We start from the raw sequence: 23,527 nt of genomic DNA on the forward strand, positions 1-23,527 counted from the left end.
CCATGGCGATCTTCTACTTAGTGGTCGGCGTGATGGTGCTGGAGATCATCCTGGAGCTGACCTGGAATCCGCTTTATTTCGTCACCGGCATCCGCGTGTTCAACGAGCGCATTCCCGCCAACGCCATCATGCGCGAGAGGCTGGTGCTGAACTGCCTGGAACGCGATGTAGCCACCCAGAAGTGGCTGCCGCTGGTATTCCGCGCGCTTCCCGACGGCCGCATGGCCTTCCGCGAGAGCTTCGGCATGAACTTCACCGGGCGCTACTACCCGGTGATGCGTGGGCTGGTAGTGGTGGATGCCAAGCGCAACCAGGTTCGCGTGGAAGGCATCTGCAACTGGATGACGCTTGCCATCGGCGGGCTGTGCGTAGCGATGCCCTTGGTAGTCGCGGCCGCCTGGCCGATGCTGATGATGCTGGGGCTGTTCGTCGGCTGCTACCTCTTCCAGCGCCGGCGCTACCACGGCGTGGCTGACGCGCTACGCGAACAGATGCGTGTGGAGCTGCCGGAAGCGATCATGGCGTTGAGGCGCCGCACCCAGTAGAACTACTGCGCCCGGCGCAGTGATTCTGCGCAGGTAGCCGCCGCGCGCGAGGGCTAGCATTCCAGCTTCAAGCCCCCTCGAGTCATATCCATGCACGAAGGACTGCTCAAAAGCTGGAACGCCGGCGCCACGCGCCAGGCCATCATCGCCTTCGTCGCACGGGTTACCCTGGAGGACGGACCCGACTACGTGCCGCCGGCCGCACGGATCGCCGTCTTCGACAACGACGGCTGCCTGTGGTGCGAAAAGCCCATGCCGATCCAGGCTGGCTTCCTGTTGCGCCGCATTGCCGAACAGGCTGAAGCAGACCCGGCGCTACGCGACCGGCAACCCTGGAAAGCCGTTCACGAAAAGGACCAGGCGTGGCTGGGCGATGTCATCACCAAGCATTACGAGGGCGATGACACCACGCTCAAGGAAATGGCGGCCGGCCTGCTTTCGGCCTATGCCGAAGATGACGTGGAGTCGTTCGCCAGCAAGGCCGACCAGTTCCTGCGCAGCGAGGAGAACCCGGTGCTGAAACGCCCCTACCTGAAAACCGCCTACGCGCCCATGCGCGAGCTGCTGCAGTACCTGGAAGCCAATCAATTCACCAACTACATCGTGTCCGGTGGCGGACGCGATTTCATGCGGCCCATCACCCGCGAGCTGTACGGCGTTCCGCCCGAGCGCGTGGTCGGCACCACCGTCGCGCTGCAGTACCGCGAAGAAGACGGCATCGGCAAGCTGGTCCACACCTCGAAACTGGAGGTGTTCGACGACGGCCCGAACAAAGTGGTGCGCATATGGAGCCGCATCGGTGCGCGCCCGATCTTCGCTGCCGGCAACTCCAATGGCGACATCCAGATGCTGCAGTTCGCCACGCAGGGAAAGGGTGCCTCGCTGGCGTTGCTGGTTACCCACGATGATGACGAGCGGGACATTGCGTATACCTCGGGCGCCCAGAAGTCGGTGGCGCTGGCGAAGGAGCGCGGGTGGCCGCTGGTCAGCGTCCGGGAGGACTGGACGAAGGTGTTCGTGGATTAGCGGCGGGCTGCGTGGCTGCGTGGTGCCGGACGGAAGGCGAAATAGACCCTCGTTTTGCACTACATTGGTGCAATGACCCCCGCACCACCGTCTCCGTCCCTCGAAGTCCTTGGCACCCCGGTCGCCTGGGCCGATGCTGAAGGCCGCGTCGCCGGCTGCAATCCCGCCTTTGCGCGCTGGCTGGGGGTAAGCGTGCGACGCCTGCTCGGCCAGCCGCTGGCCTCGCTGGAGGTACAGGGCGAGGCGCTGGCCCACTTCCTGGCGCGCGGCGAGCGCGACACCCTGCGCCTGCATCGCCTGGCCTTGGCCCTGCCCGGGGAGGCCCCGCGCTTCGCCGAGGGCTGGCTGAGCCGGCATGAGGAAGACGGCTGGCTGCTGGAAGCGCACCCGGTGGATGAGTTCCCCGGGCTGGACCCGACCCAGGCCCTGCCCAGCGCCCTCAGTGCCGCCCTCAAAGGCCTGGCCCACGAGCTGCGCAACCCGCTGGCCGGCCTCAAGGGCGCGGCCCAGCTGCTGGCCCGTCGCAGCGCCCAGCGCGACCCGGAAGAGCGCGAGCTGATCGAATTGATCGGCTCTGAAATCGAACGCCTGAACGGGCTGTTGGAGCAGTTGCTGTCGCCGGCGCCGGCCGCGCCGCATGCTCCCCTCAACATCCACGCCTCATTGGAGCGCGTGCTGCGCCTGGCCGAGAGCGAAGGCGGCTGGGCGGTGCGGTTGCAGCGCGACTACGACCCCAGCATTCCCGAATTCGACGGCGACGCCGACCGCCTTACCCAGGCGATATGGAACCTGGTGCGCAATGCGATCCAGGCCGGGGCGGGTACCGTCACCCTGCGCACCAGGGTGGAACATGGCGTGCGCATCGGCGACCAGCTGCAGCCGATGGCGCTGCGCCTGGAGATCGCCGATGACGGGCGTGGCGTGCCCGAAACGCTGGCCGAGCACCTGTTCCTGCCGTTGGTCAGCGGCCGCGCCGAAGGCACCGGGCTGGGCCTGGCGCTGGCCCAGCAGGTGGCGCGCGAACATCGCGGCACGCTGACCTACCGCTCGCGCCCAGGGCATACCGTATTCACCGTGCATCTGCCGATCGGACAGGGCACCCCCGCTGCCGAGGAGACCGCGCATGGCGGATGACAGCCCGGCCACCGCCCAGCGTGTCTGGGTAGTGGATGACGACCGCGCGGTACGTTTCGTGCTGTGCACCGCGCTGCGCGATGCCGGCTATGCGGTGGAAGGTTTCGATGGCGCGGCGGCGGCCTTGGAGATGCTGGGCAGCCAACCCGCCCCGGACCTGTTGTTCACCGATGTGCGCATGCCGGGCGATGACGGGCTGGTGCTGCTGGACAAGCTCAAGGCCGCGCACCCGCAACTGCCGGTGATCGTGATGTCGGCCTATACCGATGTGGCCAGCACCGCCGGTGCGTTCCGTGGCGGCGCGCAGGAGTTCCTGTCCAAGCCGTTCGATCTGGACGATGCGGTGGCCCTGGCCCAGCGCGTGCTGCCGGAGCCGGACACCACCCTCGTCGAGCCCAGCCCACCGTCAGTGGAGCCCGCGCCTGACCAGCGCCCGCAGCTGGTCGGCGACACGCCGGCCATGCGCGCGCTGTTCCGCGCCATCGGCCGCCTCGCGCAGGCGCCGCTGTCGGTGTTGATCAACGGCGAAACCGGCACCGGCAAGGAACTGGTGGCGCATGCGCTGCACCACGAATCGCCGCGCGTGCAGGGCCCGTTCGTGGCACTCAACACCGCCGCCATTCCCTCCGAGCTGCTGGAAAGCGAGCTGTTCGGCCATGAGGCCGGCGCATTCACCGGCGCGCAGCGCCGCCATGTAGGCCGCTTCGAGCAGGCCAATGGTGGCACGCTGTTCCTGGATGAAATCGGCGACATGCCGCTGCCGTTGCAGACGCGCTTGCTGCGCGTGCTGGCCGAAGGCGAGTTCTTCCGCGTTGGTGGGCGCGAATTGATCCGGGTGGATGTACGGGTCATTGCGGCCACCCACCAGGACCTGGAAACGCTGGTGACGCAGGGCCGCTTTCGCGCCGACCTGCTGCACCGGTTGGACGTGGTGCGGCTGCGCCTGCCGCCGCTGCGCGAGCGCCGCGATGACGTCGCCCAGCTGGCCGATACTTTCCTGGCCGCCGCCGCGCGCAAGTTGGATACGCCGCCCAAACGGCTCACCGCCGCTGCGCTGCAGGCCCTGCGCGAGCACGACTGGCCGGGCAACGTGCGCGAGCTGGAAAACGTGTGCTGGCGCATGGCCGCACTGGCCGCATCCGACACCATCGGCGTGGCCGATGTGGACAGCGCGCTGCATCGCGGTGCCGGGCCGCGCACCCGCACGCAGGGGGACCCCAGCCAGTGGGAAGCCATGCTGTCAGCGTGGGCGCGCCAGCGCCTGGCCGAGGGCGCCGAAGGCCTGCATGCGCAGGTGCGTGACCGGGTGGACCAGGCGCTGCTGGAGGCGGCGCTGCAGATTACCCACGGCCGCCGTGCCGAAGCCGCCGCGCGGCTGGGCATGGGCCGCAATACCCTGACCCGCAAGCTCGGCGCCGGGCGCCGACGCGGCGGATGAACCCCGCGTTCACCGCCTTTCATGGTGTGTGGACGACCCCAACGCTAGTTTGCAGATCCAAGGAGTACCCCATGCGTCGTTCCCACATCGCCCTGCTGACGCCGACCCTGCTGGTGCTTGCCGCTTGTGGCAGCGCCCCGCAGAAGGCGCCTGCGCAGGCACCCAGCGTGCCGGTGGTGAGCACCGCCCGGCAGGCTGAAGCCAACCTGGCGCCGGCGTCGGCCAGTATCGTCAGCGGGCGCCTGGTGATGGTGCCGGACGCGAGCGGCGTGCACATCACCGGCACCATCGGTGGACTGCGGCCGCTGCAGGCGGCGGCGTTCCATGTGCATGAACGCGGCGACTGCAGTGCCGTTGACGCCAGCAGCGCGGGGGCGCATTTCAACCCGTTCAACCAGCCGCATGGCCGCAATAGCGCTGGGGCACATCACATTGGCGACATGGACAACCTGCGCGCCGACGCGCAGGGCCGGGTCAGCGTCGATGTACGCCTGCCAGCGGTTACCCTCGGCGGCGGTGCAGCCACCGACATCGTCGGCCGCGCGCTGGTGGTGCATGCCAACGCCGACGATTACCGCAGCCAGCCGGCAGGCAATGCCGGCGCCCGCATCGCCTGCGGCGTCATCAAGGTCACGCGCTGAACGCGCTGCCCCCGACGTCGCTTTTCCACTCGTTACCCGCAAGGAGATCCACATGCGTCTGATCCATACCTCGCTGTTTGCCGCCATCGCCGCCATCGGCCTGACCGCCTGCAACAAGCCGGCCGACGCGCCGGCCGATGCCGCCACCGCCACCCCGCCGATCGCCGAAACCGCGCGCACCACCGAAGCGCCGCCGGCCATGACCAGCGAAGCCCACGCCAACCACACCGCCGTGGCCGACCTTGCGCCGACCCAGGGCAATGACGTCAAGGGCAACGTGACCTTCAGCGTCGTCGACGGCAAGGTCCACGTGAAGGGCCAGGTCAGCGGCCTGAAGCCGAACAGCGAACACGGCTTCCACATCCATGAGAAGGGCGACTGCAGCGCGCCTAACGGCGACAGCGCTGGCGGCCACTTCAACCCGAGCAAGGAAGACCACGGCAACGTGGCCACCACCCCGCACCACGGTGGCGACATCCCCAACATCAAGGCCGACGCCCAGGGCAACGCGGTGGTGGATGCAGCCGTGTCGACCAACGTCAACATCGGCGAAGGCAACGACAGCGACATCATCGGTCGTGGCCTGATCGTGCATGCCGACCCGGACGACTACAAGACCCAGCCGACCGGCAACGCCGGTGCGCGCCTGGCGTGTGCAGTCATCAAAGCCGCACCGTAACCGGTAGCGCCGGCCGTTGGCCGGCCCCGTGAAATGAAGAACGCCGGCATCGCCGGCGTTTTTCTTGAACGGTAGCGCCACGCCCTGCGTGGCTGCGCGGCGTCACCGTCAGCGGGTCAACAATTCCCGCGCATCCTGGCCCGCTTCGCAATGCACGAACAGCACCGGCAGCCCGTGCGCTTCCAGCACGGCAGCCATCTGCCGCTGACGCATCAGGTACTGCTCGTAGATGCCCTGCAGGTGATCGCAGTTGCCCTTGTCGTGGCTGTAGTAGCTGCACCAGCCGGCCGGATCGAACAGTGCCATACGCACTTCGCCGTCAGCGTATCGAAGCAGCGGTTCCGGCGCTCTGTCCAGCCACTGCTCCGACTGCGGCGCCATCAGGGCCGTTTCTATCAGCGGCCACAACTCGGCCAGGCCCTGGTTGTCGTATTGCATCGACATCATCGCGGCCAGGTCGTTCACCGTGAAATACCGGGCGTGCTCGATCTGCGCGCCGAAGGCGTTCTGTGCCTGCAGGGCGGTATCGGCCTGGGCCATGCCCTGGGCCAGCAGCACCTCTTCCAGTGCTTCGGCTACGGCGGTGGTCTGGGCCACGTCGGTGCCCGTCAGCAGGAACGGCACCACGCGCAGGCCACCGCCGGTGAGGCTCGCATCGGCCTGGAACGGCAGCGGCACTTCGCCGTCGGCACCGGCGCCGAACGCCAGCAGGCGCGGGCCTTCGTTGCGGCCGGGCGCACGCATATGTAGTTCTTCCAGGCGGCGGTGGATCGGCCAGCCGGGGCGCAGTACTTCGGCGGGGTCGAAATGGGCGCCGGCGAACACGAAATCGAGTCCGCTCACGCCGGGTACCAGCTTGGCCAGGTCGCGGCCAACGCGGTCGGCCAGTTCGCCCGCCTGCGCGGATGTCAGGGCCGCGTGGCGGGGGGCGTCTCCTCCGGCCAGTTCCAATGCCAGTACGCCAAGGGCATTCATGCCGGGGTCGGGTTTGCTCATGGGTTCACAGTTGGCCCATCACAGGGCGGCAGCTACACTTGGCCCCATTATGCCTGCTCCTTCGTGCAGGCCATGTTGCAGACACCCCTCCCATGCCAGGTATCTCCATGCCCAACGCTCGTCCCGTCGCCATTCTCGGTGGCGTCCGCATCCCGTTCTGCCGCCAGAACACCGCCTATTCGGACGTTGGCAACCTGGGCATGTCGGTACGTACGCTTGGCGCGCTGGTGGAACGGTTCGGCCTGCACGGGCAGCAGCTGGGCGAAGTGGCGATGGGCGCGGTGATCAAGCATTCCAGCGACTGGAACCTGGGCCGCGAAGCCACGCTGTCCTCGGGCCTGTCCCCGCTCACCCCGGGCATCACCATGCAGCGCGCCTGCGGCACCTCGCTGGACACGATCATCGCGGTGGCCAACAAGATCGCGCTGGGCCAGATCGAATCGGGCATCGGCGGCGGTTCGGACACCACCTCCGACGTGCCGATCGTGTACGGCAAGAAGCTGCGCGCGCGCCTGCTGGCCGCCAACCGCGCCAAGACCACCGGCGACAAGATCAAGGCGATCGTGCGCGGCTTCAAGCTGGGCGAACTGAAGCCGGAATTCCCGGGCGTGGCCGAACCGCGCACCGGCAAGAGCATGGGCGACCACTGCGAAGACATGGCCAAGGAGTGGAACATCTCCCGCGATTCGCAGGACGAGTGGGCGGTGTCCTCGCACAAGAAGCTGGCCGCGGCCTATGAGCGCGGTTTCTTCAGCGACCTGATCGCGCCGTTCCGCGGCGTGGAGCGCGACAACATCCTGCGCGCGGATACCTCGCTGGAAAAGCTGGCCACGCTGAAGCCGGCCTTCGACAAGGTCTCCGGCCGTGGCACGCTCACCGCCGCCAACTCCACCCCGCTCACCGATGGTGCGTCGGCGGTGCTGCTGGCCAGCGAGGAATGGGCGCGCGCGCATGGCCACGAGCCGCTGGCCTACCTGCGCGATTCGCAGGTGGCCGCCGTTGATTTCGTGCACGGCGAGGGCCTGCTGATGGCGCCGACCATCGCGGTGCCGGAAATGCTCAAGCGCAATGGCCTCACCCTGCAGGATTTTGACATCTACGAAATCCATGAAGCCTTCGCCGCGCAGGTGCTGTGCACCCTGCGTGCGTGGGAAAGCGAAGACTACTGCCGCAACCGCCTGGGCCTGGATGCGCCGCTGGGCAGGATCGACCCGGCCAAGATCAACCCGCTGGGGTCGTCGCTGGCCACCGGTCATCCGTTTGCGGCTACCGGTGCGCGCGTGATCGCCACGGCGGCCAAGCAGCTGGCCGAACGCGGCGGTGGCCGCGCGCTGGTGTCGATCTGCACCGCCGGCGGCATGGGCGTGGTGGCGATCGTCGAACGCTGAGTCGTTCGCATCGCGCAAAAAAAAGGCCGCCCGGTTGGGCGGCCTTTTTTGTTGGGGACGGCGTCAGCGGATCGGGTTGCCGTATTCATCGCGTTCGTCGCGATGGATGTCGCGCACCGGCAGCGGTTCGCTCATCAAGGATTGTTCTTCGACCGTGGCGCGTTCGGGCACCACGGCCGCCAGTGGCGCGACTGGGCGCGCGAGCACCACGCTGTCTTCCCCGCGCTGCTGGCGCAGGGCGTTGGTGTAGCACTGGGCGGCCAGCGCGGGTTCGCCGCGTGCGGTGAAGACCTCGCCCAGCGCTTCCCAGGCGGGGGAGCCGGCGCCGGCGGCGATGGCACGGTGCAGGTAATCCTCGGCCTGGACGTGCTCGCCCTGGCGCGCGGCGATGCGGCCGAGCGCCAGCAGCAGGGCCGGGCTGGACGGCTGCTGGCCCAGCCAGCGCTGCAGGTTGGCCTGGCGGGTGGCCAGCTTCTCCACCGGCATCTGACCGTACAGCGTCACCAGCGATTCGTCCCAGCGCGTATCCAGCGCCTGTTCCAGGTTGAGCAGGGCCGGTTCATCCCAATCCAGCGCCACGGCGCGCAGCGCGTAGGCCGACACCACATCGGGGTCGCTGCGCAGGGCCTTCGGGGTGGCTTCCCACTGCGCGGCCAGCGCATTCACATCGCCCGCCTCCAGCAGCGACTGCGCGGCCAGGCGCACTTCCAGTTCGGCCACGGCCTCATCGGGCAGGACCTTCTGTTTGCGCAGCGCGCCCAACTGGCCGTAAGCCTCGTGCGCGCGGTCGGCACGTGCCAACGCTTCGGTGCGCAGCCACAGGCCGCGCGGCGGCAGCGGCTGGATGCCCGGGGCATCCAGCGCGTTGATCGCATCCACCGGGCGCTCCTGCTGCAGCAGGCGTTCGGCCTGCATCAGCGCGTAGGCGGTGGCATCAGTCGTGGACAGGCGCTGCAGGTACTGGTCCACCGCGGCCTGGTCCCCGCGCGCTTCGGCGCTGCGGATGGCGGTCACGTAGGCCACCGCGCTCACTTCTTCGTCCTCGGCGGCGGTGCCCAGCAGCTTCTCGGCGCGCTGCCAGTGGCCGTACTCGTGCGCCTGCATGCCTTCGATCAGGCGGGCGCGGCCCTGCTTGCGGCGGTAGCGGCCCCAGGCACGGAACGGCGAGGCCACCAGGCTCCACAGCAGCCACAGCACCAGCAGGCCCACCAGCACCATCAGTGCCACCTGCGGCACGGTGGAGCGGTAATCGTTGCCGCCGGCACGGTAGATCACCTCGCCGTACTGGCGCAGCGATTCGGTGCCCAGCCATTGCGCGGCCACCACGCCCAGCACCACGGCCAGCAACAGCACCACCACGGATTGAATCGGCTTCATGTATCAACTCCCATCGCGCATGGCGCGCAGTTGCTGCAGGGTGCTGCCCAGTTCGGGCAGCGGCGGGCGTAGCACTTGGGTGCGCAACTGCTGCAGTTCACCACGACGCTCGCGCAGGCCGGGTGAATCCGGCCACAGCCGCGGCATCCACAGCGCCACCCGGTCCAATGCCTGTTCGAAACCGGCCTGGTCGCCGCGTTCAACCGCGGCACGGGCCAGGGTCAGCTCCAGCTGCAGCGAATCCCACGCGGCGGTGCGCTCGGCGCGGGTCAGGGGGCCCTGCACTGCGGTGGGGGTGATGGTCACGAACGGGGCGAGCACCTGGTGCCACCACGGCGGCGCGGCGGTGTCGGTCGCCGGAGCGATCTGTTCGGGCAGCGCCAGCAGCGACTGCGAGAAGGTGCCAAGGCGCTGGTTGATGCCGGCGCGCACGCCCGGACCGAGGGCATCGACCGCATTGCGTTCCTGCATCAGCGCTTGGCGCAGATTGAGGAATTCGGTGCCCTGGACGTCTTCCAGCGCCGTGGCGGCCAGTGCATACAGCCGCTTGGCGCCGTCCACGTCATCGGCGAAGGCCAGGCGCTGGCCGGCCTGGCTGAGCAGCAGTTCGGCCTCTTCCAGCTGCAGCGCCTGCGCGTTGTGGCGGGTGCTGTCGGCCAGCCGTGCCAGGTTCTCTTCCAGCAGGGCGTTGCGCTGGCTCAGGCCCAGCATTTCATCGCGCAGCACCCGGTTGGTGGCGGCCGCATCCTGCACCCGCTGCGAGGTGGAGCGCTGGTCGCGGCGCAGCGCTTCCACGCTGCCGGCCAGGCCCTGCACCAGCACCGCGGCGTCGGCCTCGCGCTGCGCGACACGCGCCTGCTGCGCCTGCCATTGGGTCCAGCCCCACGCGGCGCCACCGGCCACCACCGCAAGCGCGGCAAGCGGCACGATCCAGCGCAGCGGTCGGTGGGGCGGGGGCGGAACCATGTCGTTCATGCAGGCATCCTTGTCGACCGCGCCGGTGCATTCACGAGCTGGCGATCGACGAAGTGCACAGCATCGCTCGCCGCCCGCAGGCCCTGCAAGGCCGCAAACGACCCCTGTTCAGGAAGTTGCTGCGGTGGTGACAGCCGCGTGTGCGGCCTGCGCCAGCTGCGCCGGCAGCGGGCCGGCAGCGAGGGTGACCCGGGTGAATCCGGCGTCCGTCGCCAGCGCGGCCAAGCGCTCGCTGGCGGCCACCACGTGCGCCTGGCGCAGGTGCGCCAGCAGGTCCGCCGGCAGCTGTTGGCTGAGCAGCGCCAGGGCCTCGGCACTGCTCAGCGCCAGCACCCACGGCCCGGCCTGGTGGCGCAGCCGCTGCAGTTGCCGGGGCGGCAGGCGCAGCGCTCTGCGCTGGTAAACATCCACCCGCTGCAACGTCGCGCCACGTTCCTGCAGCGTACTGGCGATGATGCCGCGCCCGCCGGGGGCGGTAACCAGCGCCGCGCGCAGGCCCTGCAGCTGGGCCAGCGCCGGCAGGTCGAGCAGGCCTTCGCTGTCCATCCGGGTGGGAGCCACCACGTTGTCAACGCCATGCCCGCGCAGCGCAGCGGCAGTGCCGGCGCCTACCGCCAGCCAGGTGCCGGCGTGCGGGGCCTGCAGCGGCTGCAGCCGCGCGGCGGCATGCACCGCCGCCGGGCTGCTGAACACCACGCGGTCCGCGCCCAGCGCCTGGGCCAGGGCCGCGCGGGTGCCCGCATCGTGGCGCGCCACCAGGGCCCACGGCGACAAGCCGATCACCTGCGCGCCCAGCGCTTCGGCCGCGCGCCGCAGCGGTGCGTGCTGGCCGCGCGGGCGCAGCGACACCAGGGTCCAATCCGGCACATGTGCGTGGCTGTTCATTGCGGGCATTATGCGAGGCCTTCGTTGCAACGTCGCCGTACTGATGTCTGAACAAGATTCCCTCCCTGCGCATCTGGCCGCACTGCAGCAGGTGCTGGAGCGCATGCCGCCGGTAGCGGCCATGCAGATCCGCGTGGATGCCTATGCCGACGGCGTGCTCGCCCTGCGCGCGCCGCTGGCCGCCAACGTCAATGACAAGGGCAACGCCTTCGGCGGCAGCCTGTCCTCGGCGCTGACCCTGTCCGGCTGGGCGCTGGTCACCCTGCGCCTGCGTCTGGCCGGCTTCGATGCCGATGTCTACGTGGCCGACAGCCACGTGCGCTACCTGGCCCCGGTCTATGAGGACCTGCTGGCCCAGGCGCAGGCGGCCGACGATGCGGACTGGGACACCTTCCTGGCCACCTTCGCCCAGCGCGGCAAGGCCCGCATCGAGGTGGTGGCCCGCCAGCCCGGCGAGGCCGGCAAGCCCGCAGCTGAACTGACCGGACGTTTCGTTGCCTTCGCAAGGCGGTAGGATGGGCGCCTTGCCGATTGGGGAATTCGCATGCGTCGCACCTTTCAGATCCTGCTGCTGGCCTTGCTGGCCCTGACTTCCGTGTCGGCATTCGCCGGCGAGCAGAAAACCACCAAGAAGCAGCGCAAGCAGCTCGAGGAAACCCAGGTCAAGTACGATTCGACCATGCGCTGGGGCACCGTGGAAGACATGCTGCCGTACCTGGACCCGGCCTACGCCAAGGAGCACCCGCTGACCGACCTGGAACTGCGCAGGTTCGAGCAGGTGAAGATCTCCAGCTACCGCGCCGGCGACAACGTGCCGCTGCCCGACGGCCGGATCGGCCGCAATGCCGAGGTCCGGGTGATCAATCTCAACACCCAGTCCGAACGTTCGGTGCGGGTCAAGGAAATCTGGCGCTGGGATGCCGAGGGCAAGCGCTGGCTGCAGGCCAGTGGGCTGCCGGACCTGTGGCAGGAATCCTGAGCTGGCCCAGGGCTGGACGCCGGTTCGCCCGCATGTGCGACAATCGGCGCCCGCTAATCGACCCGTGATCTAAGTGAATTACGAAGAGTTGCTGGCCTTTGCCGGCCGAAACCCGATGTTGTCGATGGCCTTCGTGGGCCTGACCGTCGCCATCCTCGTCACCGAGGTGCGCCGCCTGCTGCGCGGCTACAAGTCGATCAAGCCGGCCGAGCTGACCCAGCTGATCAATGCTGGCGGCGCGGTCGTGGTCGACCTGTCGGCGGGCACCGATTTCGAGAAGGGCCATATTGCCGGCAGCCGCAACGTGCAGCCTGCCCAGTTCGGGCCGGAGCACAAGCTGGTGGCCAACGCCAAGCAGCGCCCGGTGGTGCTGGTGTGCCGCACCGGCACCGCCTCTGAAACCGCCGCAAAGGCCTTGAAGAAGGCCGGTTTCGAGCAGGTGCACGTGCTCGACGGCGGCCTGCCCGCCTGGCAGCAGGCCGAGCTGCCGCTGGTCAAGGGCCGTAACTGATTTTGCCCGGATTGCGCGGCATGCCTTGTGCGCGCCGCCACACGCCCCCATCGCAGGGCATGTAACAATCCGTTTTTACTGCATTCATTCTGGAGCAACAGGAAATGTCCGAAGCGAACACCAACGGCGCCATCGCGCCGGCCGACGCCGCCACCGGCCCCGCGTTCACCGTCGAAAAGATCTACGTCAAGGACGTTTCCTTCGAATCGCCCAACGCCCCGGCCGTGTTCAACGAAGCCGTGCAGCCGGAGCTGCAGCTCAACCTGAACCAGCGCGTGCAGCGCCTGGGTGAGAGCGCCTTCGAAGTGGTGCTGGCCGTGACCCTGACCTGCAAGGCCGGCGACAAGACCGCCTACGTGGCCGAAGTGCAGCAGGCTGGCGTGTTCGGCCTGGTCGGCCTGGACCCGCAGTCGATCGACGTGCTGCTGGGCACCCAGTGCCCGAACATCCTGTTCCCGTACGTGCGTTCGCTGGTGAGCGAGCTGATCCAGGCCGGCGGCTTCCCGCCGTTCTTCCTGCAGCCGATCAACTTCGAAGGCCTGTACGCCGAAACCCTGCGCCAGCGCCAGGAACAGGGCGAAACCTCGCTCGCCGATTCCGAGCCGGCCGGCAACGCCTGATCGGCGCTGCAGCAATGAGCAACAACGCAGACAAGGTCGCCGTTCTCGGCGCCGGCTCCTGGGGCACCGCCCTGGCCAGCCTGCTTGCACGGCACGGTCGCCAGACCGTGCTGTGGGGCCGCGACGCGGCGATGGTCGAGGCCATCGACCAGCGCCACGAAAACACCCGCTACCTGCCGGGTATTCCGCTGCCGGAATCCCTGCGCGCCACCACGGACCTGGCTGCGGCCGTCAAGGACGCCACCTGGATCCTGGTGGTGGTGCCGTCGCACGCGTTCGGTGAAACCGTGCGCGCGCTGGCGCCGCTGCGCCCGGCGGCTGCCGGCGTGGCCTGGGCCACCAAGGGCTTCGAACCCGGCTCCGGGCGTTTCCTGCATGAAGTGGCGCGCGAGGTCCTCGGGCCGGAGGTGCCGCTGGCGGTGGTTACCGGCCCGTCGTTCGCCAAGGAAGTCACGCTGGGCCTGCCCACCGCGATTACCGTGCACGGCGACGATGCCGAGTTCGCCCAGCAGGTGGCCGAAGCCATGCATGGCCCGGCGTTCCGCGCCTATACCGGCGATGACATGGTCGGTGCCGAACTCGGTGGCGCCATGAAGAACGTGCTGGCCGTGGCCACCGGTGTGGCCGATGGCATGCAGCTGGGCCTCAACGCCCGTGCCGGCCTGATTACCCGCGGCCTCAACGAAATGCTGCGCCTGGCCGCTGCGATTGGCGCCAAGCCGGAAACCCTGATGGGCCTGGCGGGCTTGGGTGACCTGGTGCTGACCTGCACCGGCGATCTCTCGCGCAACCGTCGCCTGGGTTTGGCGCTGGGGCGTGGGCAGTCACTGCAGGACGCGATCCGCGAAATCGGTCAGGTGGTGGAATCGGTGCAGACCGCCGACGAAGTCATGCGCCAGGCGCGACGCCACGGCATCGACCTGCCGATCTCCGACCGGGTCCGCGCCGTGCTGCACGGCGAGCAGACCCCGGAAGAGGGCCTGCGCGCGCTGTTGGCCCGCGAACAGAAACCGGAGTATCCGGACACGCTGTTCAAATGATCAGGAAAAACCCCGGTATTGCCGGGGTTTTTTTTACCCCGCCCGGACGCCCAGAACGCGAAAACCCAGCTTACGCTGGGTTTCTGCGTGGCACCCCGACGAGGTAGGCGCCATATAAGTGAAGCCCGGCCTACTAAGCCGGGCTTCATGGCGTGAGGGAGAGAGAGATCACGCCATCCAACAACGTACCGTGCAGCTACAGGCTTACCAGGTGAAGCGCGGGCCGACGAACCATTCCTTGTCGCCACCCTTGGCCAGCTTCACTTGGCCGCTCAGGCCCCAGTTCTGGTTGAACTTGGCCTGCGCGCCCACCAGACCGTAGAACTCGCCGTCCGGGTTGATGCCGTGCTTCTTGCTGAAGTCTTCGTAGCCGGCCATCGCGTAGCCTTCGATCATCGGGGTGAACGCGGTGCGCACGCCCACTTCGGTGGCGTAACCGTTGAAATCCAGGCCTTCCTTCGGATCGAACTTCTGGTAGGCGACGCGGGCCACCAGGTCGGTGGTCGGCGCGATGCCGTAGTTGTAGCCCAGGCCCACGCGCCACTGGTCAACATCAACGTTGCCGCGGTCGGTTTCCTGCGAGTTGTAATCGCCAAAGACATGGAAGTTCGGCGCAATCGCGGCCGAGCCCTTCACCGCCCAACCGTCGGCGGAGCCGCCCTTGGTATCGGTGTTCACGTAGCCGCCTTCCACGTAGTTGTACGACAGGCCATCGGCAGCCGAAGCGCCGAACGGCAGGGCAGCAATCAGGCCCAAGGCAAGCAGGGAGGTCTTCATCATCGGGAACACACCTTTTTATTATTTGGTTTTGCCGACCGTCCCCCTTGGGGAGGGGAGAGAGAAGGACGGTCGACAGGTGTGAATTATCCGTTAGGCGATCTAATCAACCCTGAATATTGAACTGACCGGTACATGAATGAAGCGCGTGTTCAGGGAACTTGGTGGAAGCGTCCTATAGACGGGCAGCGATAGGTAGATCCTGCTGGGTAACCATAGGTTTAGCTAAAGGCGCTCTGTACAGATCACCTATGGTTACCTCGAAACCCTTGCTTCGCAGCGTCCTCCACACACGTTCTTTAACATCCAGACGTTACGGTTCTCGGGGTCGGCGCCCGGGCACAGAGTTCAGGCTTTGGTTGCCGAACTCCAGGAAGTGCCGTGCTCGCGAGGGCCTTACCGTCAGGGAAACCCAATAGACGCACCACCTTACTGTCCGTTTTTGGCCGATAGCGGACGCGCCCCGTCGCTCACAGATTCTGCGGTTTGAACTTGCGCCGCCGACTGATATGCCCTCCAGAAACCATGAACTCCGCGTTTCCGCGATAGTGCAGCGTCTCGGGTCGCTTCGGTGAAGTGGCGACGTGCGCCTTTACAATCTCCCAGATAAAAAGCCCGTACTCGTCGATCTGGCGATCATCGGCAAGCTTGCACTCGAAGTTCGCGTAACACTCGGCGATTAGCGGAACGTCCACCGTCCGCGCACGCTCTGGCGTGAGGCCAAAGGTCGCGAACTTGTTGATGCGCTCGGCGCCGCTGGAGTTGCCTACGGCAACTACACTATCCACCATGTCTGCGGTGGGGAGGTTGACCACGCATTGCCGGCTGCGTCGGATCATCTCGAAACTATGGTTGCCTTCCCAGATGTAGCAGCCAAACAGCGCCGGCGAGAAGCCAAGCATCATGTGCCAACCCATGACCATGATGTTGTCCTCGCCCTCCCAGCGCGAGCTGACCAGAACGATCGGGCCTGGCTCCAGAAGCTGCCGGACCTGCGTGAGCGGAAAGCTCTTCTTCACGTACTTCTTCATGTGTATCTCCTTCCTGACGGGCCTGTCAATCCTGGCGGTTCAGCGCAGGGCGCGAGTCAGTCGTTGAACGTTTGCGATAGGTGCGAATATCGGGGTCGCCGTCGCATAGGCTTGGAACCATGCTCAGGAAGCCGCGGACATACTCGGTTCCCATGTGTGATTCGTAGGCTTCGATTGAGCGCCAGTCCTCGACGGCAATCCACAACCCGTGGTCGCTTGCATCCTGAAAGATTTCGTAGCGCAGGCTACCGGCCTCGGCCCGCGACAGCGCAACGAGCGCCAGCAGGCTCTGGCCGAGTCGTTCCTCCTGACCGCGGCGTGCCGCGAAGAACGCGATCTTGCTGACAATAGTCATGTGCAATCTCCGTAAGGCGGCCGCCGCCTCGAAGCGGCGGCCGCATGAGACCATCAATCAGCCGTTACCACGGCTGGTCGGTCGGGAGAACGAACAGCTCGGCGACGTTGACGTAGTCCGGGGCCTGCAGGGCAAACAGGATCGTGTTCGCGATGTCGTCGGCCTTGAGGAACGCCATCTGGTCGCGGAGGCCTTCCATCTGCTCGCGATAGCCCTTGTCCGAGACGTGCTCGAAGAGTTCGGTATCAACGGCACCTGGCTGGATGCAGGTGACGCGAATGTTGTGCTTTTTGCCAACCTCCAGACGTAGGCCTTCGGAGAAAGCCGTCACCGCGTGCTTGGTGGCGCAATACACGGTAAGACCAGGGAACACCTTGCGGCCAGCGATCGACGACGTGTTGAAGATGTGGCCGGAGTGCTGCTTCTGCATGTACGGCAGGACCGCAGCCGTGCTGTTCAGAAGGCCCTTGACATTGACGTCGACCATCCGCGCCCATTCGTCGGTCTTCAACGTCTCGATATCGGACGCTGGCATCAGACCGGCGTTGTTGAAGAGGATATCGATAGTGCCGTAGGCCTTGATCAGTTCATCGACGCCACCCTGCACCGACGTGGGATCGACGACGTCCATCTGGATGGCGATGGCTTCACCACCGTTGGCGTTGATCTGCGTAACCAAGTCCTGCAGACGATCGATGCGACGGGCGGCAAGGCCGACCTTTACGCCCTGGCCGGCCAGCTTGAGAGCAGTCGCAGCACCGATACCACTGGATGCACCCGTGACGAGAGCGATTTTTCCGTTGAGATTCATGAGATTCACCTTGAGAAGTGCCGCCGACGGGGAGGGTTCGGCTTCAGCACGGGCGTAGGTTGCGCCTTCCGGCCAGGTGGATCTCCGGCGATCTTGCCGCCGCTGTTGTGATTCTGCTATCAGGTTTTGCCGCGGTATTCACGCGGGGTCACGCCGACTTCCCGGCGGAATACCTGCGCAAAGTGGCTCGCGCTCGTGTAGCCCACGTCAAGGGCTACCTCGATGATGGGCCGCGTGGTCTCGCGCAGCATCTGGCGGGCGCGCTCCATCCGCAATCGAATGAAAAAGTGTGATGGCGTGTAGCCCGTGCTCTTCTTGAATGCGCGTCCGAAGTGAAATTCGCTGAGTCCGACCTCCCGTGCCAAGTGGGCCAAGTGAAAGTCTTGGTCGAGCTGAGCTTCCATTAACTCCGTAACACGCCGCAGCTTGAAGGCTGGCAACCCGCCGCGAGGCCGACTTTCCGTTTCGCGGGCGCGACCATAGCGACGAACAAGGTGGATGGCCAGACTCTGCGCCAGTCCCTGGACGAACATGGTACTGGGCTCTCTCGACGACATCAGCTCAACGCGAAGCGGCTCAAGAAGCGCAGAAAGTATCTCGTCCTGAGCGCCGGAGACATCCTGCAGCTCAAGCTGCACTTCCTTCCCTAGGATCTCCGCAGAAGCGCGCTGAAGCAGCTGGAGCCCCAAGTGAAGGTGCATGACCGAGAACGGTCGATCGCCCTCGGCTGTCCATTTGAGTTCATAGGGCTCGGGTGCGTTCGTGAGGAAGAAGTCACCGGCGCAGACGCGGTTCGCGACCCACTCACCCCCCAGCTCTCGCTCCTCCACGACGGCGCTCCCCGACAGGATCCACACAATCAGTGGCTCTGGCACTGCCGGGATAAGCAGGCAGTCCTGAACGCGACTCCGCTCGAAGACTTGAGCAAGAAGGTCATTCCACGCCCGGCCCTTGGCAGCGGCTACGCGCGTGCCTGGAACTAGCTCGTCGAGCGCTTCGGAGGAACTGTGACGTACGCCGGCGGCCATCGCTACCATCCGATCGTCTAGGATGCGAGCACGCGCCGCTCGCCTGTGGCGTGGCGCACTGGTGGCGCGAGGCTAAGCACCCCCTTGAGGTGACGGGCTTCCTCCAAGGGGCTGCGGCCGAACATACGCTTGAACTCCCGACTAAACTGCGACGCGCTCTCATAGCCGACGCGCTCCGAGGCGGTGTTCGCACTCAGTCCGTTCCGGATCATCAGCAGGCGTGCCTGATGGAGGCGCATCGCCTTGATGTACTGAATAGGCGTGGTTGCGGTAACGGCCTTGAAATGATTGTGGAAGGCCGGGACGCTCATACTGGCCTCGCTGGCCAACGTGGCGACGTCCAAGTCGCAGTCGTAATGATCATGAATTCGCCGCAACGCTTTCGCGATCCTAGCGAAGTGGCTTCCTTGTGTTAACGCAGCGCGTAGGCTCCCGCCTTGATCGCTTGAAAGAACCCGGTAAGTGATCTCGCGCACGATGCCCGGCCCGAGTACACGGGCATCTGCCGACGACGCTAGTGCTTCAAGAAGCCTCACGGTAGCGTCGCCGATTCGTTCGTCTAACCGGGTCGCGAACAACGTTTGCGGCGGCGACGATTCGTGGGGCCCCTCCTCGTCAAGAGCGAGTGCCAGCTCCGCAGTAGCAGTCGGGTCAATCCGAAGCGCTAGACCGAGCATTGGTTCCTCGGTACTTGCCTCTGTTTCGATATCGAATGGGAGCGGCACGGCCAGTACGAGGTAGTGCTGCGCGTCGTAGACATAGGTCTGGCCACCGTGGAATCCGCGCTTTCTGCCTTGCGCAACGATGACGATGCTCGGTTCGTACAGCGCCGGTGTCTTGGCCAGCGCATGGTTGGATCGCATCAGCGTTACGCCGTCCAGAGGCGACTTGGTATAGCCCTCGGTGGGAGCGAGTTGGCTGATCAGTTCGACCATCCGGGAACGTCGGTCTACGCCTTTTGGTTGAGAAGAAGATGCACCCATTGGGGTTTGTCCGGTTACAAGCCTAGTCATATATCAGCACAGGCAAACCGGCCGGTCCAGGCCGCGAGAGAAATAGGCAAAAGCCGCAGACGATCCGGTCTTAGCGGCTTGGGGCTGGCTTCTTAACATGGCCTCACCTGGACTCGGCCAGGCATTCAAGCAACGCAAGGAGGACATATGAGTCGCTTCGCCATCTCCCTTGCTCTAGTCGTCTTCGGCGCTCTCGTCTCGCGCGCCGAGACAGCGCAAACCCACTGACCGGACCTTCTTACATGAACACCACCACACTTTCCAAAGTCGTTCTCGTCACCGGCGCCAGCAGCGGCATCGGCGAGGCCACAGCGCGTCTGCTCATCAAGCAAGGGCACCGTGTCGTTCTGGGCGCCCGACGGACCGATCGACTCGGAGCCTTGGCCGAGGAGCTTCGCAGTTCAGGCGGCAAGGTCGAGTTCCGCTCGCTGGACGTCACCAAGATGGAGGACATGCGCGATTTCGTTGCGTTCGCCGAGGCCAAGTGCGGTCCTGCCGACGTGATCGTCAACAATGCCGGAGTCATGCCGCTCTCCCCACTGAACGCGCTGAAGGTCGCCGAGTGGGACCGGATGATCGACGTCAATGTTCGCGGCGTCCTGCACGGAATCGCCGCGACCCTTCCGGGCATGGAGGCGCGCGGGCGCGGGCACATCATCAACATTTCGTCGATCGGAGGCCACGCGGTGTCGCCGACCGCCGCCGTGTACTGCGCAACGAAGTACGCCGTGCGTGCGATCTCGGACGCGCTGCGGCAGGAGACCGACAAGATTCGGGTAACGGTCGTCTCGCCTGGTGTCGTCGAATCCGAGCTCGCCGACTCGATATCCGATGCGCGGGCGCGCGATGCCATGAAAGCCTTCCGTCGGGTGGCCTTGGCACCTGAAGCAATCGCGCGCGCGATCGCTTATGCGATCGAACAGCCCGAGGACGTCGACGTCAGCGAACTGGTCGTTCGTCCGACGGCTAGCCCTTACTGATCAAAGAGAGCATCCAAGATGGACACTCATCCTTATGTCGGTCTGTGGGTCACGGCCGATGGCCACATCCGTCACGAGTTGCTTGCCAGTGGTCGGTACGACGAAGCTCGAGGCCGCAGGAAGAGCGCTTATCAGGGAAGTTACGTGCTCACAGGCGATCACATCGAGTATGTCGACGACACCGGCTTCACGGCGGACGGCGATTTCGTGGACGGCGTTCTATATCACGCAGGAATGGTGCTCTACCGGCAGCGGTAAGCCCCCTCCGATCACCCAGGAGAAACCATCATGGCTGCCTATCTTGTCGGCAACGTTGAAATTGAAGACGAGTTCACTATCGAAGAGTATCGACGCCGCGCGCTCCCGCTTGTCGAGAAGTACGGCGGAAAGGCGCTGGTAATCGACGCAACACCTGTGTACTTCGAGGGAAACTGGATCCCGCGCAATATGATCCTTCTGGAGTTTCCAAACATGTCCGCGATTTGCGGCCTGCTGTCATCTCCCGAGTATGCGCCGCTGGCGGCGATGCGTCAGGCAAGCGCCTATACCGACCTGGTCGCGTTCTGCGGACCCTGAATGTCTGCCCCTACCGGAGATTTCAAGATGGCTACCCCTGAAGACCGTTACGCTACAGGTGTGCGCCCTTACAGAGCACCACCGGACCAGCGTTGAGGCGGTGGTTGAGATCCTCAAGGACATCGCCCCTGACTTCGCGAACTGAATCGTGGCCTTCGCCTATGGGGATGTCATGACCCGTCCAGGACTCGACAAGCCCGTTCGACAGGTCGCCACCATTGCCGCGCTAATGGCGCTGGGAGCCGCCACGGCGAAACTGAAGGCGCATATCCAGGGTGCTCTGAGCGTGCGGTGCACACCGCAGCATATCACCGAATGCATCTTGCAGATGGTGGTGTAGGCCGGCATCCGTGCCGCGATCAATGGCCTAGTCGCTGCGAGGGAGGTTTTCTGGAAACGAGGTCTTTCCGTTGTCGAGGTCGGAGTACGAGATGGCTTTTTTTGAATCCTTGATCCTGTTGCTCTGGTTTCCTGCGTGCTGCTTCATCTGGCGCGCAGGGTTGGCCTGCCGTATCCGACCATGCTAGCGCTTGCAGGGGCGCTGGTGGCGGCGACGCCCTGGGCGCCGGACATCGGGATTGACCCGCATCTCGCCCTGGTGCTGTTCGTCGCCCCGGCCATCCTCAGCGCGGCCTACGACACGTCGCCCTATGAGCTGCGCCGTCACTGGGCTGCGCTGGTCGCGCTCGCGCTGTTTGCGGTCGTCCTGACCACTGCGGCAGTTGCCTTTATCGGTTGGAAAATAGCCGGTCTGCCGATCGCAGCCGCCGTCGCGCTGGGCGCCATCGTCGCGCCGCCTGACGCGGCCGCAGCACAGGCGGTACTGAACAGCCAGGGATTGCCACGGCGAACCTTGACCGTGCTGCAGGGCGAGAGCCTGTTCAATGATGCGGTTGCGCTCCTGATATTCGCTGCCGCAGTGGGGTCGGTGACATCCGGCCCACCACTAACCAGTCTCGTGCCAACGCTTGCGCTTGCCGTTCCCGGCGGTGTCCTCCTAGGCGTGATTGCCGGCGCAGTATTCGTAGCCCTGTGGCGGTTCTGGTCCGGCACGCTGGGTTCGACGCTCATCGAGTTCGTATCGACGTTCGGAATCTGGTTGATCGCCGAAAGATTGCACGTATCTCCAGTGCTCGCGGTGGTTACATACGCCATGTGGGTCGCGCGCTTTGCCCATGCACGCCAGACTCCGGGTGACCGTGTTCACTCCTTTGCAGTCTGGGATGCAGCCGTCTTTGCGCTGAATGTCACCGCGTTTCTCCTGATGGGACTGCAGACGCGCTCGATCCTTTCGCAGTTGCAGGGTGCTGAAATCTGGAATGCGTTGGGCTTCGCGGCGCTGGTGTTCGTTTGCGTAGTCTTGGTCCGGATTGCCTGGGTGTTGAGTTACCGGTGCCTTTTGAGCCGAGTTCTGCCGTCTCTTCGGCAGCCGCCCGCCGGCTCGGTCCAAACGCGTTTCCTGGTCGGCTGGTGTGGGATGCGCGGCGTCCTTACGTTGGCCACGGCTATGTCGCTGCCGGCGCAATTCCCGGGGCGCGACCTGATCGTCCTCAGCGCCTTTGCCGTGGTGCTTGGCACGTTGGTCCTGCAAGGAGCCACGATAGCCCCGCTCATCAAGTGGCTCCGCATTCCGAAGGACGCGTCCCTGGACCGCGATGTCGCGTTCGGCCGCTCGGTCATTGATGCTGTTGCGCTTGATCAATCCGGTGGGGACGCGGCCTGCAGCCTGCCGAGCTCGCGTGAAGCGGAGCGCGCTTTGGTGGCCGCTCAGCGCAGGGCGATTCAGTCGCTACTTCTGGAAGGAAAGGTCCCGGAGGATGCATTCCGGATACTGCAGGAAGAGCTGGACTGGAGGGAGTTGAGTTTGATGCCACATCGTAAGCGGGAGATTGCCGAGGCGTGACGTAGGAACGCCATCGCTTATCAGAGCTCAAACCCGCCTATCGTCATTCCCCCGTCTATCACGAGCATGTGCCCCTGCAAGTAGCTTGCCTCGTCGCTGCACAGCCAGATCGCCGCATCGGCAACCTCGGATGGCTGCGCACCCCGTTTGGCGGGAATGGCCTTCCTGGCAAGTTCCGCGAATGCTGGATTCTGCTGACTGTTCGCCACCACCATGGGCGTTTCCGTCCAGCCCGGAGCGATCGCGTTCACTCGAATCCCGCGGGCGGCATTTTCCATCGCAGCCACACGCGTCAACCCGTGGACGCCGTGCTTGGAAGCCGCGTATGCCGACATTCCTCCAGGTCCGGTCAAGGCGGCCACAGAGGCGGTGTTCACGATCGCACCGCCGCCGTTGCGGAGCATCAGCGGCAGTTGGTATTTCAGACCGAGGAATACGCTTCTCAAGTTGATGCTCAGAACGCGCTCGAAGTCTTCCGTCGGGTAATCCTCGATGCGGTGAGTACCACCGGTGATGCCCGCGTTGTTGAAGGCGGCATCCAAGCGCCCCGATTCACTCGCGATGCGGGCCATCAAGTCGCCTACCTGCGGCTCATTCGACACATCGACGCGCGTGGTGCGTAGCGTGCCGGCGAGCTCGCTGCCGAGGGACAGTGTCTCGGCCAGACCGCGTTCATTGACGTCAACGGCATACACCAGAGCGCCGCGGCGCGCGAAGCCGAGCGCGGCTTCACGGCCGATACCAGAGCCCGCACCGGTTACCAGGACCACCTTATCGACAAAGTCACGCCGTTGTTCGTGCGTAGTCATCGTTGCTTTC

General features: G+C 65.7%; 27 protein-coding genes and 1 pseudogene. 17 read left to right on the forward strand and 11 right to left on the reverse strand.

Annotation, left to right across the window (positions count from 1 at the left end):
• Nucleotides 1-2 precede the first annotated feature (2 nt).
• The 6 genes from AC06E7_RS07385 to AC06E7_RS07410 all read left to right on the forward strand — a co-directional run bounded on the left by AC06E7_RS07385 (nucleotide 3) and on the right by AC06E7_RS07410 (nucleotide 5,463).
• A complete protein-coding gene (locus AC06E7_RS07385; protein ID WP_478063834.1) occupies nucleotides 3-545 on the forward strand; it encodes a hypothetical protein in 543 nt (180 codons plus the stop codon).
• 90 nt (nucleotides 546-635) lie between these two features.
• Nucleotides 636-1,571, forward strand: coding sequence for an HAD family hydrolase (locus tag AC06E7_RS07390; RefSeq protein WP_478063836.1), 936 nt, complete (start codon nucleotides 636-638; stop codon nucleotides 1,569-1,571).
• A 72-nt stretch (nucleotides 1,572-1,643) separates the two neighbouring features.
• Nucleotides 1,644-2,705, forward strand: coding sequence for a two-component system sensor histidine kinase NtrB (locus AC06E7_RS07395; RefSeq protein ID WP_068848254.1), 1,062 nt, complete (start codon nucleotides 1,644-1,646; stop codon nucleotides 2,703-2,705).
• Complete coding sequence (ntrC, locus tag AC06E7_RS07400; protein WP_478063838.1) at nucleotides 2,695-4,143, forward strand: nitrogen regulation protein NR(I); 1,449 nt, start codon at nucleotides 2,695-2,697, stop codon at nucleotides 4,141-4,143. The genes AC06E7_RS07395 and ntrC overlap by 11 nt, the downstream gene beginning before the upstream one ends.
• A gap of 71 nt (nucleotides 4,144-4,214) precedes the next feature.
• Entirely contained in the window at nucleotides 4,215-4,784 is a 570-nt protein-coding gene (locus AC06E7_RS07405) for a superoxide dismutase family protein (RefSeq protein ID WP_478063840.1), read from the forward strand.
• Nucleotides 4,785-4,836: 52 nt separating this feature from the next.
• On the forward strand, nucleotides 4,837-5,463 hold the full coding sequence (locus AC06E7_RS07410; RefSeq protein WP_307107722.1) for a superoxide dismutase family protein: 627 nt from the start codon (nucleotides 4,837-4,839) through the stop codon (nucleotides 5,461-5,463).
• Nucleotides 5,464-5,571: 108 nt separating this feature from the next.
• Here AC06E7_RS07410 and AC06E7_RS07415 read toward each other — a convergent pair whose 3' ends face one another.
• Nucleotides 5,572-6,459, reverse strand: coding sequence for a hypothetical protein (locus tag AC06E7_RS07415; protein WP_478063842.1), 888 nt, complete (start codon nucleotides 6,457-6,459; stop codon nucleotides 5,572-5,574).
• A 92-nt stretch (nucleotides 6,460-6,551) separates the two neighbouring features.
• On the opposite strand from AC06E7_RS07415, the gene AC06E7_RS07420 reads away from it, so the two are divergent.
• Nucleotides 6,552-7,847: an acetyl-CoA C-acetyltransferase gene (locus tag AC06E7_RS07420; RefSeq protein WP_249833456.1), complete on the forward strand. Its 1,296-nt coding sequence runs from the start codon at nucleotides 6,552-6,554 to the stop codon at nucleotides 7,845-7,847.
• Nucleotides 7,848-7,910: 63 nt separating this feature from the next.
• Here AC06E7_RS07420 and AC06E7_RS07425 read toward each other — a convergent pair whose 3' ends face one another.
• The 3 genes from AC06E7_RS07425 to AC06E7_RS07435 form a co-directional block, all read right to left on the reverse strand.
• Nucleotides 7,911-9,224 (reverse strand): heme biosynthesis HemY N-terminal domain-containing protein, encoded by a 1,314-nt coding sequence (locus AC06E7_RS07425; protein ID WP_184126259.1) that lies wholly within the window; start codon nucleotides 9,222-9,224, stop codon nucleotides 7,911-7,913.
• 3 nt (nucleotides 9,225-9,227) lie between these two features.
• Nucleotides 9,228-10,199, reverse strand: a complete 972-nt coding sequence (locus AC06E7_RS07430; RefSeq protein ID WP_478063845.1) for a uroporphyrinogen-III C-methyltransferase — start codon at nucleotides 10,197-10,199, stop codon at nucleotides 9,228-9,230.
• Between the two features lie 108 nt (nucleotides 10,200-10,307).
• Nucleotides 10,308-11,084, reverse strand: a complete 777-nt coding sequence (locus AC06E7_RS07435) for a uroporphyrinogen-III synthase (RefSeq protein ID WP_478063847.1) — start codon at nucleotides 11,082-11,084, stop codon at nucleotides 10,308-10,310.
• A 43-nt stretch (nucleotides 11,085-11,127) separates the two neighbouring features.
• Here AC06E7_RS07435 and AC06E7_RS07440 point away from each other — a divergent pair, with 43 nt between their 5' ends.
• The 5 genes from AC06E7_RS07440 (at nucleotide 11,128) to AC06E7_RS07460 (ending at nucleotide 14,234) form a co-directional block, all read left to right on the forward strand.
• A complete protein-coding gene (locus tag AC06E7_RS07440; protein WP_068848272.1) occupies nucleotides 11,128-11,598 on the forward strand; it encodes a YiiD C-terminal domain-containing protein in 471 nt (156 codons plus the stop codon).
• Between the two features lie 30 nt (nucleotides 11,599-11,628).
• A complete protein-coding gene (locus tag AC06E7_RS07445) occupies nucleotides 11,629-12,063 on the forward strand; it encodes a hypothetical protein (RefSeq protein ID WP_478063849.1) in 435 nt (144 codons plus the stop codon).
• A 73-nt stretch (nucleotides 12,064-12,136) separates the two neighbouring features.
• On the forward strand, nucleotides 12,137-12,574 hold the full coding sequence (locus AC06E7_RS07450; RefSeq protein WP_184126254.1) for a rhodanese-like domain-containing protein: 438 nt from the start codon (nucleotides 12,137-12,139) through the stop codon (nucleotides 12,572-12,574).
• A 104-nt stretch (nucleotides 12,575-12,678) separates the two neighbouring features.
• A complete protein-coding gene (secB, locus tag AC06E7_RS07455) occupies nucleotides 12,679-13,194 on the forward strand; it encodes a protein-export chaperone SecB (RefSeq protein WP_068848278.1) in 516 nt (171 codons plus the stop codon).
• A gap of 14 nt (nucleotides 13,195-13,208) precedes the next feature.
• Nucleotides 13,209-14,234, forward strand: coding sequence for an NAD(P)H-dependent glycerol-3-phosphate dehydrogenase (locus AC06E7_RS07460; RefSeq protein ID WP_210132985.1), 1,026 nt, complete (start codon nucleotides 13,209-13,211; stop codon nucleotides 14,232-14,234).
• 204 nt (nucleotides 14,235-14,438) lie between these two features.
• Here AC06E7_RS07460 and AC06E7_RS07465 read toward each other — a convergent pair whose 3' ends face one another.
• The 6 genes from AC06E7_RS07465 to AC06E7_RS07490 form a co-directional block, all read right to left on the reverse strand.
• Complete coding sequence (locus tag AC06E7_RS07465) at nucleotides 14,439-15,011, reverse strand: OmpO family porin (RefSeq protein ID WP_478063852.1); 573 nt, start codon at nucleotides 15,009-15,011, stop codon at nucleotides 14,439-14,441.
• A gap of 470 nt (nucleotides 15,012-15,481) precedes the next feature.
• Entirely contained in the window at nucleotides 15,482-16,042 is a 561-nt protein-coding gene (locus AC06E7_RS07470; protein ID WP_478063854.1) for a flavin reductase family protein, read from the reverse strand.
• A gap of 25 nt (nucleotides 16,043-16,067) precedes the next feature.
• Nucleotides 16,068-16,397, reverse strand: coding sequence for a putative quinol monooxygenase (locus AC06E7_RS07475; protein ID WP_478063856.1), 330 nt, complete (start codon nucleotides 16,395-16,397; stop codon nucleotides 16,068-16,070).
• Between the two features lie 64 nt (nucleotides 16,398-16,461).
• Nucleotides 16,462-17,208 (reverse strand): SDR family oxidoreductase, encoded by a 747-nt coding sequence (locus tag AC06E7_RS07480; RefSeq protein WP_478063858.1) that lies wholly within the window; start codon nucleotides 17,206-17,208, stop codon nucleotides 16,462-16,464.
• A 119-nt stretch (nucleotides 17,209-17,327) separates the two neighbouring features.
• Nucleotides 17,328-18,236, reverse strand: coding sequence for a helix-turn-helix domain-containing protein (locus tag AC06E7_RS07485; protein ID WP_478063860.1), 909 nt, complete (start codon nucleotides 18,234-18,236; stop codon nucleotides 17,328-17,330).
• A gap of 17 nt (nucleotides 18,237-18,253) precedes the next feature.
• A complete protein-coding gene (locus AC06E7_RS07490; RefSeq protein ID WP_478063862.1) occupies nucleotides 18,254-19,171 on the reverse strand; it encodes an AraC family transcriptional regulator in 918 nt (305 codons plus the stop codon).
• 320 nt (nucleotides 19,172-19,491) lie between these two features.
• On the opposite strand from AC06E7_RS07490, the gene AC06E7_RS07495 reads away from it, so the two are divergent.
• From AC06E7_RS07495 to AC06E7_RS07515, 5 genes and pseudogenes are all read left to right on the forward strand, one after another.
• Nucleotides 19,492-20,229 carry an SDR family oxidoreductase gene (locus AC06E7_RS07495; RefSeq protein WP_478063864.1) on the forward strand — a complete coding sequence of 246 codons (738 nt, stop codon included), beginning with the start codon at nucleotides 19,492-19,494 and terminating at the stop codon, nucleotides 20,227-20,229.
• 18 nt (nucleotides 20,230-20,247) lie between these two features.
• Nucleotides 20,248-20,487 (forward strand): annotated as a pseudogene (locus AC06E7_RS07500) (Atu4866 domain-containing protein); the annotation flags it as partial.
• 30 nt (nucleotides 20,488-20,517) lie between these two features.
• Complete coding sequence (locus AC06E7_RS07505; protein ID WP_478063866.1) at nucleotides 20,518-20,805, forward strand: DUF1330 domain-containing protein; 288 nt, start codon at nucleotides 20,518-20,520, stop codon at nucleotides 20,803-20,805.
• A 148-nt stretch (nucleotides 20,806-20,953) separates the two neighbouring features.
• A complete protein-coding gene (locus tag AC06E7_RS07510; protein WP_478063868.1) occupies nucleotides 20,954-21,145 on the forward strand; it encodes a carboxymuconolactone decarboxylase family protein in 192 nt (63 codons plus the stop codon).
• 135 nt (nucleotides 21,146-21,280) lie between these two features.
• Nucleotides 21,281-22,708 (forward strand): cation:proton antiporter, encoded by a 1,428-nt coding sequence (locus tag AC06E7_RS07515; protein ID WP_478063870.1) that lies wholly within the window; start codon nucleotides 21,281-21,283, stop codon nucleotides 22,706-22,708.
• A gap of 20 nt (nucleotides 22,709-22,728) precedes the next feature.
• Here the strand turns inward: AC06E7_RS07515 and AC06E7_RS07520 are convergent, their stop codons facing one another.
• Nucleotides 22,729-23,517, reverse strand: a complete 789-nt coding sequence (locus AC06E7_RS07520; RefSeq protein ID WP_478063872.1) for an SDR family NAD(P)-dependent oxidoreductase — start codon at nucleotides 23,515-23,517, stop codon at nucleotides 22,729-22,731.
• Nucleotides 23,518-23,527 lie beyond the last annotated feature (10 nt).

This window comes from Stenotrophomonas sp. Steno-Z4 (genome assembly GCF_056393145.1).